Here is a 12,356-nt window from a genome sequence, read left to right on the forward strand (position 1 = left end):
CCATGACGGTTGCTCAGGCCATTCACGCTGCGGCGCAGCGCCTGAGCGCCACCAGCGACACCGCGCGGCTCGATGCTGAGGTGTTGATGGCCCATGCGCTGCAATGCAGCCGCACCGATCTGTTGCTGCGCCATATGGGCGTTCCCGCGCCCGATGGTTTCGATGCTCTGATCGAGCGGCGCGCGCGCCATGAGCCGGTCGCCCATATCACCGGCCATCAGGAATTCTGGGGCCTGCCCTTTCGCGTCACGTCCGCCACGCTGATCCCGCGCGGCGACAGCGAGACGATTGTCGAAGCTGCGCTCGATGCCTGCGCCGCACCAGCCCGCGTGCTGGATTGCGGCACGGGGACGGGGGCCTTGCTGCTCTCGGTCCTGCATGAACGGTCCGGGGCGCAAGGCGTGGGCATCGATGCCTCGAGCGATGCGCTGGCCGTGGCGCAGGGCAATGCCGAGGCGTTGGGGCTGGGCGCAAGGGCGCAGATGGTGCTGGCCGATTGGACACAGGGGGGCTGGGCCGATGGGCTGGGGCGTTTCGATCTCATTCTGGCCAATCCGCCCTATGTGGAATCCTCTGCCGCGCTCGATCCCAGCGTGCGCGATTATGAACCGGCCAGCGCGCTGTTTGCCGGGGCCGAAGGGCTCGATGATTATCGCATCCTGATTCCCCAATTGCCCGAATTGCTCCATCCGGGCGGGGTGGCTGTCATCGAAATCGGCTATCAACAGGCGCAGGCGGTTGGACAAATCGCCACACAGGCCGGTTTTGCCGTAAAATTGCGGCTTGATCTGGCCGATCGGCCCCGCGCGCTGGTCCTTTCGCAGGAAAGACAGGCGATGGTGTAAGATTCCGCTTGGCTTTTGCGGGCGGGGCTTTTAATTGAACAACAGGACCGCCGAGGGATGGGATCTTCCCCTCTGGCTGGTGCTACTCCAGCATCTTCGTCAGGATAAGCCGATTAAGGCTGGACCCGACGAAACAGGGCCACGCCGCGATTTCGCGGTGAGGCGTAAGACAGGACGAGGAGCACGCCGGCAAAGAGGCCGAGCGGCGATCCGGGGTTAAGGAATACTCACCCTTGAACAACAATCGTGGGAATAACCGCCGCCGTGGCCGGGGCAACAACAATGGTCGGCCGCAAAATGGTGGTCAGCAGCTTAACCGGATCGATAGCCGGGCGCGGGGCAATGCTCCGCAATTGCTGGAAAAATATCGCAAGCTGGCACAGGACGCCCATCTTAATGGCGACCGTGTTCAGGCCGAATATTATCTGCAATTCGCGGACCATTACTTTCGCGTGATCGCCGATACGCGCCTGCGTCAGGAAGAATCGCGCGCACGGCGCGATGATCGCTGGCAGGACAATGGCGATGCCGGTCGCGACGATGGCGACGATCAGGGCGACTTTGGCGTGGACAGCGATTTCCCCGCTTTCGACGCGCCGCCGGTCTATACTCGCCGCGAACGTGAAGAGCGACCCGAACCTCGTCAGGAAGCGCCGCGCCGCGCCGAGGAACCTGCGCAGGAAGCCAGCGAAGAGCAGGCCGAGGACGCAGGCGAAGCCGGTGGCGAGACGACCGCCGATGCGCAGGGCAATATTTATGAGCCGGCGGAAAATCCGTTCCTGCGCGAAAATCGCAGCCCGCGCGCGCCGCGTGGTCGCCGCGAGGAACGCCGCCCTCGCCGCGATGATCGCCCGCGCGAAGAACGCGCGCCGCGTGATGATCGTGCGCCCCGTGAGGAACGCGCGCCCCGCGAAGAACGTGCGCCGCGTGAGGAACGTGCTCCCCGCGAAGAACGTGCTCCCCGTGAGGAGCGTGCTCCGCGCGCGCCGCGCGCCGTGGTGGAAAAGCCTGCCGTTTCGGTGGATGGTTCGGGGCTGGAAGCCTCTCTGCCGCCCGCCATTTCGAGCAGTCCTCGCAAGGCCGCCGAGCCCAAGGCGCCCAAGGCTGAAGCTGCGGCTCCCGTGGTTGAAGCTCCGGTTGCCGTTGAGGCCGAAGCCGCCCCGGCGCCCAAGCGCCGCGCGCCGCGCCGCAAGGTGGCCGCGCCCAGCGAGAGCGCAGAGTAATCTGCGCCAATGATGCCAAGGCGGGGTGACGGCATAGGCCGCCCCCGCTAAAGCATGCCGCCATGGATGATGCGGCAAAGCCTTGGCACGACAAATATTTCGGTAAATACAAGCGCAAGGCGAAGCTTTTCGCGCGCGCCTGCTGGCATTGGGGCTGGCGCGGCGCGGCTTTGGCCGCCGTCGGCGCGGTTGGCGCGCTTGGTTTTCAGCCGCTTGGCCTCTGGCCGCTCACCTTGCTCAGCCTCGGCGTCCTGTTGTGGATTGCCGCGCGTCTGCCCCATGCGGGCTGGGCGGCGCTGGCGGGCGGGCTGTGGGGTGTGGGCCACTTCACGCTGGGGCTGAACTGGATTGCCACGGCTTTCACCTATCAGGCCAAGATGCCGCCATGGCTGGGCGGGCTGGCGGTGTTTCTGCTCTCGCTCTATCTGGCGTTGTTTCCGGCCATGGCGATGGCGGGGGGATGGTTCCTGCGTGGAAAAGGCGTCTCGCGGGTGCTGGGCTTTGCCGGATGCTGGATACTGGCCGAGGCTTTGCGTGGGTTTCTGTTTACCGGCTTTCCTTGGAATCCGTTGGGTGCGGCGCTGCTGGGCGGCGATGCGCGGCCCGGTCTGGCGCTGTTGGCGCCATGGCTGGGTACATATGGCCTGTCGGGGCTGGTGGTGGCCATGGCGGGCGTGGTGGCCGAGGGGCGGATGCTGTGGTTTGCGGGCCAGCGGCGAGGCGGCGGGGCGATGATGGCGGGGCCATTCGCTGCGGGCCTGCTGGCCATGGTCCTGCCCGGCCCGGCCACGCCGCAGGGCCATGTCGCCTACACGTTGATCCAGCCCAATATCGCCCAGGAGGACTTGGACGATCCCACCCATTTCGAGGCGCAATATGTCGCCTCGGCCAAATTGTCCGCGCCGCGCGCGCCGGGGCAGAAGCGGCTGGTGCTGTGGCCCGAATCGGGGGTGCCCGATTATGTCCGCGATGGCTATCCGGCGTGGTACTATCAGTTCACCTTTGGCGGCGATCCATGGCTGGCGCGCTGGCGTCTGGCGCGCACGATCGGGGCGGGGGGGCTGCTGCTGACCGGCACGGTCGATCTGGACCTGAATGGCGTGAATGCCACCGGGGGCCAGAATGTCATCGCCGGGATCGACGATCATGGCCGGATCACCGCGCATTACGCCAAGGCGCATCTGGTGCCTTTTGGCGAATATCTCCCGCAACGCGACTGGCTGAAACAGATCGGGCTGGAGCGGCTGGTGCCGGGCGATTTCGATTTCAGGCCGGGGCCGGGGCCGGAAACGCTCGATCTGGGCGCGCTGGGCAAGGCGGGAATGCAGATCTGTTATGAGATCATCTTTCCCGGCGCGGTGGTCGACCGGGCGCATCGGCCCGATTATATCTTCAACCCCTCCAATGACGGCTGGTTCGGCAGTTGGGGCCCGCCCCAGCATCTGGCTCAGGCGCGTCTGCGCGCGATTGAGGAGGGGCTGCCGGTGCTGCGTTCGACCACCAACGGCGTGAGCGCGGTGGTCGATGGGCATGGCGTGATCCGCCAGAAGGCTCTGCGCGGGCAGGCGGCGCGGCTGGACGGAATGGTGCCGCCCGCGCTGGCGCCCACGCTGTTTGCGCGTTGGGGCAACATGCTTTCGATTGGGATCGGATTAGTTCTTCTTATGCTGGCCGCCCTTGTGTTGCGGCGCACTCGAGGCTAGTAGGGGGCTCGCATAAAGAAACCTTTATATGGCAGGATTTCCATGTCCGATAACGTGCGCAGCGATTACCTCTTCACCTCCGAAAGCGTTTCGGAAGGCCATCCCGACAAGGTGGCGGACCAGATTTCGGACGCCATCGTCGATCTGTTCCTGTCCAAGGACCCCGAGGCGCGCATCGCCTGCGAAACGCTGACCACCACGCAATTGGTGGTGCTGGCCGGTGAAATCCGCTGCAAGGGCGTGTATGAGAATGGCGCATGGGCGCCGGGCGCGCAGGCCGAAATCGAAAAGGCCGTGCGCGATACGGTCAAGCGCATCGGCTATGAACAGGATGGTTTCCACTGGGAACAGCTTGAATTCATCAACCGCCTGCATGGCCAGTCGGCGCATATCGCGCAGGGCGTGGACGCGGGCGACAACAAGGACGAGGGTGCGGGCGACCAGGGCATCATGTTCGGTTACGCTTGCGATGAAACCCCCGACCTGATGCCTGCCACGCTGTATTACAGCCACAAGATTCTGGAACAGCTTGCCGCTGACCGCCACTCGGGCGCGGCGCCTTTCCTTGAGCCTGACGCCAAGAGCCAGGTCACGCTGCGCTATCACCATGGCAAGCCGGTGGGCGCGACCGCCATCGTCGTTTCGACCCAGCACAAGGCGGGCTATGACGAAGGCGCGAAGAAGGCCGAACTGGAAGCCTATGTGAAGCAGGCCGTTGGCGCGATCCTGCCCGAAGGCTTCATCACCGGCGAGACGGTGTGGCACATCAACCCCACCGGCAGCTTTGAAATCGGCGGCCCGGATGGCGACGCGGGTCTGACAGGCCGCAAGATCATCGTGGACACCTATGGCGGCGCGGCCCCCCATGGCGGCGGCGCGTTCAGCGGCAAGGACCCGACCAAGGTTGACCGCTCGGCCGCCTATGTCTCGCGTTATCTGGCCAAGAATGTCGTGGCTGCCGGTCTCGCCTCGCGCGTGACGATCCAGCTTTCCTACGCCATCGGCGTGGCGCGCCCGCTGTCGCTCTATGTCGATACGGACGGCACCGGCACTGTGACCGATGCCGCGCTGGAGGCCGCGATTGCCAAGGTGGCCGAAGACAAGCTGGGCGGGCTGACGCCGCGCGGCATTCGTCTGGGTCTGGGCCTGAACAAGCCGATCTATGGCCCCAGCGCTGCCTATGGCCACTTTGGCCGCACGCCCGATGGCGACTTCTTCCCGTGGGAACGCGCCGATCTGGCCGATGCGCTGAAAGCCGCTCTGGTCTGAGCGTCTGACAGGTGAAAATTGAAGGCGGCGGTGCATCGCGCATCGCCGCCTTTTTTCATGGCGCCTCTATTGGATGCGGCGGCTTGACCTGAGTCATGGTAGGTTACTTTTGCGGGAGTATTGTGGCCCTCACGGATGGGACACGGTCCATAGAAAAAGGGAGACCGAATATGCGCTCTATTCTGGTTTATGCCGACCAAACCGAGGAAACCCCCGCAAGGCTGGAGACGGCGCTCTCGCTGGCGCGCACCACGGGCGGCCATGTCAGTGTTCTGATCGATACACCGGTGGCCCGGTTCATGGCGATGGATGCGCTGGGCGGCGGCTATCTGGCAGCGGACGCGGTGCGCGAGGCGGTCAAGCGCGACGATGAATTCGCCGAGGAACTGGCCGAGCGGCTGCGCGGCGAGGATGTGCCTTTCGACATCCTGCGCGGCGAGGAGGAGCCGGTCGATGCGATGACCGAGGCTTCGCTGCTGTCCGACGTGATCGTGCTGTCGCGCGGGTGTGAATTTGCCGGGCAACTGGCGGTGGATGGCAAGGCGCCGATTCTGGTCGTGGATCAGGACCGTCCGTTGACCACGCCGGTCAATTGCGTGGCGGTGGCCTGGGATGGTTCGCATGAGGCGGCGGTGGCGCTGCGCGGGGCCTTGCCTTTGTTGCGGCTTGCCGAATCGGTGCATGTCTTGACCGTGGGCGACAAGGCGGGCGTGTTTCCGCCGCTGGACGCGGTGCAATATCTTTCGCGCCATGGCGTGAAGGCGGAGATCGATTCGCTGGTCCGAGTCGGTTCGATCGAGGAAACTCTGGCGGCGGCGGTGGCCCGGTTGCAGGCCGAATTGCTGGTGATGGGGGCCTTTGGCCACAGCCGGTTGCGCGAATTCCTGTTGGGCGGGGTGACGCGCTATTTCCTCGACCTCAAGGAAGGGCCGAGTCTGCTGTTTGCCCATTGATGATGAGCATCGTTAACATTGGGGGCCGGAGCATGTGGGGGCATGCTTCGGCCTTTGATTTGTCTTGCATACGTATTGCAAAATAATGCATCGTGACGGGCGATTGGTAACGCGATGATTTACCTAAGGAAATCACTGAAAGTTTGATTGTTGCGATTCTCGCAATCGGCCATGATGAATGTGCATTTGCTGCAAAGCACCACGATAGGCATAGAGACGAGGCCTTTCAGGCATCCTCTCCCAAAACTTCCACGGCCCGACCGGCAACGGTCGGGCCTTTTTTTGCGCCATCGCTTTTGCGGTGCAGCGTGGGGATGCGCAACGCATCCGTGGGCCATAAAATTGCAGATTCCCGCCATTTTCTAAGATTGCACTATTTGCAACAAGCATCCCGCATTTCGCACTTGCACAAAAGCGGGGCTGAGGTCATAAAGAACATGCCTTTCAGGCATCCTCTCCCAAACTTCCAAGCCCGGCTTCGGCCGGGTTTTTCTTTGCCCGCGTTCCGCGCAACTACGGCGGAGCAAATGATTGCGCGCAGATGCTCTGCGCGCAATCAGGTTTCTGTGCAAAGCGCATCGGGCGCGTTAACCCGCAGCCATTCCAGCATCACCTCGCGCAAACCGCTGCGCAAAGCGCCAAGGTCGGCCGGGTTGGCGGCGCTCACCAGCAGTTTGAGTTCAACCGAGCCAACGCGCGACTCTGACACCACCAGATCGCCGGTGCGCCGGTCCCATGCCTCCATCTCGTCAATCGCGGCGCGAAAGGCCTGACGGATCGGCTCGATGGCAAAGCCGGGGCGAATCGGCAGCACCACCGAACCTGTAATCCCGCCCACGCGGGTCCAGTTCTGAAAGGTGGCGTCGAGGAATTTGACCGTGGGCACGATGAGGCGCCGCTCGTCGCCGGTGCGCACCACGACATAGGACAGGCGAATGTCCTCGACGCGGCCCTGCTCGCCTTCGACCACCACGAAATCGCCGATGCGAATCGGTTCGGTCAGCGCGATCTGCAAACCGGCAATCAGCGATTTGAGCGCTGGCTGGGCCGCGGCGCCGACCGCCAGACCCATCAAACCGGCAGAAGCGATCAGTGTTGCGCCAATATGACGCACCGCCGGCACCCCCAGCAGCATCAGCGCCACGGTGATAAAGACGATGACAAAGGCCATCGAGCGCGAGATCAGCGCGATTCGCGTGGTGCGGCTGCGCGCGGTCAATTCGTCGCCCGACGTGATCGCGCGGCGGGCCATCAATTCCGCGCCGGTCTTGACCAGCGCGTATAGCACCCAGCCGGTGAGCGCCGGGACGACAAAACCCTCGATCCCGCTCCACAGCTTGCCGATCAGCTTGTTGCCGCCCGCCGCCGAGGCCATGCCGCCCGCCAGAAAGGCCCAGCGGAAGGCATGGTACAATTGCGCGGCGGCGACTGCCTCGGCAGGGTTTTCGCTGCGCCGCGCCATGCGCCGCAGGAAAGCGAAGCAGGCCAGATGCAGAACCAGCGCCACGCCCAGCCCGATGCCCAGCACGACGGCGGCATGGGTCATCCGGCTGGACCAATGCATCACCTCGTCGATCGAGGGCCATTGGTCGGGATCAAGCGCATCGGCGGGCAGCGTCAGCGGCAATTTGCCCTTGGTAAGGTTGGTGATGGTGATCATCAGTGCGCCGCGCCCCAACTGGCCCCCACGCCGATTTCCACGCCCAGCGGCACGGAAATCGCCACGGACGGCCCGGCTGCCTCCTCCATGACAGCGCGGATGACGGCTTTGGCGGCCTCGACATCGCCCTCGGGCAATTCGAAGACCAATTCGTCATGCACCTGAAGCAGCATCCGCACATGGGGCAGGCCGGCCGCGACCAGCGCGGGCTGCATCCGGGCCATGGCGCGCTTGATGATGTCGGCGCAGGTGCCCTGAATCGGGGCGTTGATCGCGGCGCGCTCGCTGCCCTGCCTTTCGGCCTGATTCTTCGAATTGATTCGCGGGAACCAGCATTTGCGGCCAAACAGCGTTTCGGAATAGCCCCGCTCGCGCACGGTCGAGAGCGTTTCGTGGATATAGCGCTGAATGCCGGGGAAGCGGGCGAAATAGGTGTCGATCATTGCCTGCGCCTCATCGGAGGTCACCCCCAGACGCGGGGCAAGGCCCCAGCGCGAGATGCCGTAGAGGATGGCGAAATTGATCGTCTTGGCCCGCCCGCGCGTCTCGCGGTTGACCTCTCCGAACAATTCCTGCGCGGTGGCGGCGTGAATGTCGGCGCCGCTGGCAAAGGCTTCCTTCAGGGCGGGCACATCGGCCATATGCGCGGCAAGGCGCAATTCGATCTGGCTGTAGTCGGCGGCCATCAGGACGTTGCCCGGTTCGGCCACAAAGCAATCGCGGATCTGGCGGCCGATTTCGGTGCGGATCGGAATGTTCTGCAAATTCGGCTCCGTCGAGGAAAGACGGCCCGTCTGTGCCCCAACAAGGCTGTAGCTGGTGTGAACGCGGCCCGTGACCGGGCTGATCGCGGCCTGAAGCGCCTCGGTATAGGTCGAGCGCAATTTGGCGAGCTGGCGCCATTCCAGCACCTTGCGCGCGATGGGTACGCCTTCGCCCTCCAGCTTTTCCAGCACCGAGAGGTCGGTCGAATATTGGCCCGACTTGCCCTTCTTGCCGCCTTTCAGCCCCATCTGGTCAAACAGGATCTCGCCCAACTGCTTGGGGCTGCCGATGGTGAAGGGGGTGCCCGCCAGCGCGTGGATTTCCGCTTCCAGCGCGGCGATGGCCTCGGCAAACTGGTGCGAGAGGCCCGCAAGGCGCTCGCGGTCGACCTTGATGCCATGGCGCTCCATCTGGGCCACCACGGGCACCAGCGGGCGATCGACGCGCTCATAGATCCGGCTGGCGCCCTCGGCGGCCAGGCGGGGTTTCAGCAGGCGATGCAGGCGCCAAGTGACATCGGCGTCTTCGGCGGCATAATGCGTGGCGCGCTCCAGCGCGACTTCGGCAAAGCTGATCTGCTTCTTGCCGGTGCCGCACACCTCCTTGAAGGCGATGCAGGTGTGGCCAAGGTGGCGCTGGGCCAGCTCGTCCATGCCATGGCCGCCGCCGATGCCTTCCTCGCTGCGCCCTGCGTCCATATCAAAGCTGATGACCATCGTATCATCGATGGGTGAAACGGTGATGCCGAAACGCGCCATGACATTGAGGTCATATTTGATGTTCTGGCCAACCTTGAGCACGGCATCGGATTCGAGCAGCGGCTTCAGGCGGGCCAGCGCCTCTTCCCGGTCGATCTGCTCGGGTTTTTCGGCAAACATATCGCTGCCCCGATGGCCCAGAGGGATATAGCAGGACTGATTCGGTCCGACCGACAGGCTGATGCCCACCAGATCGGCACCAATCGCGTCCAGCGCGCTGGTTTCGGTGTCAAACGCCACCAGCCGCGCGGCAAAGCCCCACTCGATCCAGCGGTCCAGCGCCTCAAGGCTTTGCACGCATTCATAGGCGGCAAGGTCGATCGCGGGCATTGCCGCGGTGTCCTGCCGCGCGGCGCCGGTGGCGGGCGTATTGCCCGCCGTGACGGCCTTGGGGGGATGCAACTGGGTGGCCCGCTCCGGGCTGCCCCGCCCGCCATCGAGGCGCTTGAGCAGGCTGGTAAAGCCATGTTCGCCAAGGAAGGCCGCCAGAGGCTCCGGCGGGATCGCGCCCAGCTCGAAAGCGTCCAGAGGCAGAGGGAGAGTGCAATCTTCCTTCAAGGCCACCAAAATCCGGCTCAGACGAGCCATATCGGCATGTTCGATCAGGTTCTCGCGCAGCTTGCTGGGTTTCATCGTGGCCGCAGCCGCCAGCGCATTATCCAGATTGCCATGTTCCTGGATCAGCTTGGTCGCTGTTTTGGGACCAATGCCGCGAATGCCGGGCACATTGTCCACCGCATCGCCCATCAGCGCCAGCACGTCGCCCACCAGATCGGGCGTCACGCCGAATTTCTCGCCCACCTCGGGGATGAAGATGCGCTGGTTCTTCATCGTGTCGAGCATATCGACTCGCGAACCATCCGGGCCATCGCCCACCAGCTGCATCAGATCCTTGTCCGAGGAAACGATGGTCACATCCCAGCCCTGCGCCTGCGCCGCGCGGGCGTAGGAGGCGATCAGATCGTCGGCCTCCAGCCCCGCTTCCTCGATGCAGGGCAGCGAAAAGGCGCGCGTGGCATCGCGAATCAGGGGAAATTGCGGAATCAGGTCCTCGGGCGCGGGAGGGCGGTTCGCTTTATAGGCGGGAAAGATGTCATTGCGGAAACTTTTGCCCGCCTTGTCGAGAATCACCGCAAGGTGAGTCGGCCCATCGGCCTTGTGCAGATCCTCGGCCAGTTTCCACAGCATCGTGGTATAGCCAAACACCGCGCCAACCGGGGTCCCTGCCGGATTCGTCAGGGGGGGAAGCCGGTGATAGGCGCGGAAAATATAGGCCGAACCATCGACCAGATAGAGATGGGGGCGGCGCGGTGTCGTGTTTTCCATCGCCCATTCATAGGGGTAAGGCGCGCTCACGAAAAGGCGCAGGGCAGCCGGATTCGGGGGGAAAATGACCCGAGCCAACCCGGTTATCTTTATGCAAATGCGATGGGATGCACAGGTAAATGCGACTAGAGCTTGCATCGAATGAACAAGCCGTTTATTTGGCGCGTGAAGTCTACTCCTGCGGTAGGCTTTCCGCACGGCGCGACCACCCCGGTGGACAGTGTCGCGCGTGGTCCACTCGCTGTTCAAGGATACACACATGCGCAAGATCATTCTCGCCGCTGCCGTTGCTGGCGCTGCTCTGTCGCTCGCCGCTTGCTCGAAGACCGAAGAAGCCGCTACCTCGGCTGAATCGGTTGCTTCGGACGCTGCTTCGGTTGCTGACTCGGCTGCTTCGGTTGCTGACTCGGCTGCTTCGGAAGTTGCTTCGGCTGCTTCGTCGAACTAATTCTTCTGCGCGAAAGCGCGAAGTTTTAGAGGTCAGGGCGCGTGGGGTTTCCTGCGCGCCTTTTCCTTTGCCTGAAAACGGCAGATTGGCTCCGAACAGGGCATAGGCGCCGATCCGCGCCCCAAAGGCCGGGACAGGCCATAAAAAAGGCGCCGGGCGATAAATCGCCGGCGCCTTTTTTCTAACTTGTGCGATGCGCCCTAGCGCGAGCCCCCGATCATCGCCAGATCGCTGGCCATCGGTTCGGCCTGATAGCCGTCATAGATCGCGCGGGTGATGCTGGCGATGCGCTGATCGCGACCAGGCTTACCGCCCTGACCCGTCACATAGATTGCCACGGCAATCGTGCGGCCATCAGTGCTGCGGATCAGGCCAACGTCGCTCGACGTATTCGACAGCGTGCCGGTCTTGTGGCCCACCATCGCATCGCCGGGCAGGGCGGCGCGCATCCGGTGAACGCCCGTGCGGCAACGCGCCATCGCGCCCAACAGCACTTCGCGGCTCTGCGCGCTCAACCACTGGCCCTGATACAGGCCCGCCAGCAGCACGGCCATGGCCTGAGGTGTGGTCGAATCGCGCAGGTCGATCTTGCGGGCGGGATCAACTTCGCCATCGTCGCGCACCATCGTGGCAATATCGCGGTCCAGCCGGATGCCGTTGATGCCATTGCGGCGCAGCCAGCGCGTCACCACCTGCGGCCCGCCCATCGCGGCCAGAAGCGCATCGGTGGCGTGATTGTCGCTGCGGGTAATGGCCAGTTCGATCAATTGTTCGGCCGAAAGCATCGCGCCGGGGCGCACGGGGGCCACGGCGGTCGAGAATCGGGCCGAGGGCACCGGCATCATCAGCGGGAATCGGTCGGACAGCTTGTAGCGCCCCTGATCCACCCCTTCGAGGAAGGTGGCAACCACGGCGATCTTGCCCGTGCTGGCCAGCGGGAAGGGCTGATCGCCCATCACCGAGACGCCGCGCCCGGAGGAAAGGTCCACCGCCGCCACGCCGATCCGGCCCTGCGAAGCGCCCGCCAATTGGGCCAGACGTGCTTCGAAGCCGCTGATGCTGGTGGGGTTTTGCCGGGGCAGCAGGGGCGCCGGTTGAGGCGGTCGTGTGACATTGCCGCTGAACACACGGTCGAAAGCCTGTTCAAGACCATCGACATCGCCTTTGGCCAGCACAGGGGGAGCGGCAATTGCCACGGTGAGCGCCAAAGCGCCGAGAATCGCGTTCTGAGCTTTTAGCATGTTCTGGAAATAGGCCCGTTTAAGCTAATTTCCCGTAAACTCCAATTTCTGTCCAATGTCATCCCGCCTGTCGATGAAGCGCCCCGTGCCTGCGATAGACCTAGGGAACCTCCCTAAACATAAGGAAAAACCCGAGGGGATCGCTCCCCCCGGGTTCCTCATTTT

General features: G+C 63.9%; 9 protein-coding genes. 6 read left to right on the top strand and 3 right to left on the bottom strand.

Annotated elements, in window-relative coordinates; translation table 11 throughout:
- Positions 1 to 2: 2 nt before the first annotated feature.
- The 5 genes from prmC (at position 3) to FHW96_RS05965 (ending at position 5,993) form a co-directional block, all read left to right on the top strand.
- Positions 3 to 845, top strand: a complete 843-nt coding sequence (gene prmC / locus FHW96_RS05945) for a peptide chain release factor N(5)-glutamine methyltransferase (RefSeq protein WP_172339671.1) — start codon at positions 3 to 5, stop codon at positions 843 to 845.
- A gap of 233 nt (positions 846 to 1,078) precedes the next feature.
- On the top strand, positions 1,079 to 2,068 hold the full coding sequence (locus tag FHW96_RS05950; RefSeq protein WP_172339599.1) for a DUF4167 domain-containing protein: 990 nt from the start codon (positions 1,079 to 1,081) through the stop codon (positions 2,066 to 2,068).
- A 62-nt stretch (positions 2,069 to 2,130) separates the two neighbouring features.
- Positions 2,131 to 3,771 (top strand): apolipoprotein N-acyltransferase, encoded by a 1,641-nt coding sequence (gene lnt / locus FHW96_RS05955; RefSeq protein ID WP_172339600.1) that lies wholly within the window; start codon positions 2,131 to 2,133, stop codon positions 3,769 to 3,771.
- Between the two features lie 54 nt (positions 3,772 to 3,825).
- Positions 3,826 to 5,040, top strand: a complete 1,215-nt coding sequence (gene metK, locus FHW96_RS05960; protein ID WP_371815650.1) for a methionine adenosyltransferase — start codon at positions 3,826 to 3,828, stop codon at positions 5,038 to 5,040.
- A gap of 170 nt (positions 5,041 to 5,210) precedes the next feature.
- Positions 5,211 to 5,993 carry a universal stress protein gene (locus FHW96_RS05965; RefSeq protein ID WP_172339602.1) on the top strand — a complete coding sequence of 261 codons (783 nt, stop codon included), beginning with the start codon at positions 5,211 to 5,213 and terminating at the stop codon, positions 5,991 to 5,993.
- A gap of 556 nt (positions 5,994 to 6,549) precedes the next feature.
- On the opposite strand, the gene FHW96_RS05970 is transcribed toward FHW96_RS05965, so the two are convergent.
- Together FHW96_RS05970 and polA are read right to left on the bottom strand one after the other, a co-directional pair.
- Entirely contained in the window at positions 6,550 to 7,653 is a 1,104-nt protein-coding gene (locus tag FHW96_RS05970; protein ID WP_172339603.1) for a mechanosensitive ion channel family protein, read from the bottom strand.
- Entirely contained in the window at positions 7,653 to 10,502 is a 2,850-nt protein-coding gene (polA, locus tag FHW96_RS05975) for a DNA polymerase I (RefSeq protein ID WP_172339672.1), read from the bottom strand. The genes FHW96_RS05970 and polA overlap by 1 nt, the downstream gene beginning before the upstream one ends.
- Positions 10,503 to 10,761: 259 nt before the next feature.
- Between polA and FHW96_RS05980 the strand changes: the two genes are divergently transcribed.
- Positions 10,762 to 10,950, top strand: coding sequence for a hypothetical protein (locus tag FHW96_RS05980; protein ID WP_172339604.1), 189 nt, complete (start codon positions 10,762 to 10,764; stop codon positions 10,948 to 10,950).
- A 200-nt stretch (positions 10,951 to 11,150) separates the two neighbouring features.
- Here the strand turns inward: FHW96_RS05980 and FHW96_RS05985 are convergent, their stop codons facing one another.
- A complete protein-coding gene (locus tag FHW96_RS05985) occupies positions 11,151 to 12,191 on the bottom strand; it encodes a serine hydrolase (protein WP_172339605.1) in 1,041 nt (346 codons plus the stop codon).
- Positions 12,192 to 12,356 lie beyond the last annotated feature (165 nt).

This window comes from Novosphingobium sp. SG751A, from assembly GCF_013149295.1.
GTDB lineage: Bacteria > Pseudomonadota > Alphaproteobacteria > Sphingomonadales > Sphingomonadaceae > Novosphingobium.

What these genes read in the sequence shown, in the direction of transcription:
- prmC (WP_172339671.1), top strand. Translation starts at nt 3, where the DNA reads ATGACGGTTGCTCAGGCCATTCACGCTGCGGCGCAGCGCCTGAGCGCC.
- lnt (WP_172339600.1), top strand. Translation starts at nt 2,131, where the DNA reads ATGGATGATGCGGCAAAGCCTTGGCACGACAAATATTTCGGTAAATAC.
- FHW96_RS05965 (WP_172339602.1), top strand. Translation starts at nt 5,211, where the DNA reads ATGCGCTCTATTCTGGTTTATGCCGACCAAACCGAGGAAACCCCCGCA.
- FHW96_RS05970 (WP_172339603.1), bottom strand. Translation starts at nt 7,653, where the DNA reads ATGATCACCATCACCAACCTTACCAAGGGCAAATTGCCGCTGACGCTG.
- polA (WP_172339672.1), bottom strand. Translation starts at nt 10,502, where the DNA reads ATGGAAAACACGACACCGCGCCGCCCCCATCTCTATCTGGTCGATGGT.
- FHW96_RS05980 (WP_172339604.1), top strand. Translation starts at nt 10,762, where the DNA reads ATGCGCAAGATCATTCTCGCCGCTGCCGTTGCTGGCGCTGCTCTGTCG.
- FHW96_RS05985 (WP_172339605.1), bottom strand. Translation starts at nt 12,191, where the DNA reads ATGCTAAAAGCTCAGAACGCGATTCTCGGCGCTTTGGCGCTCACCGTG.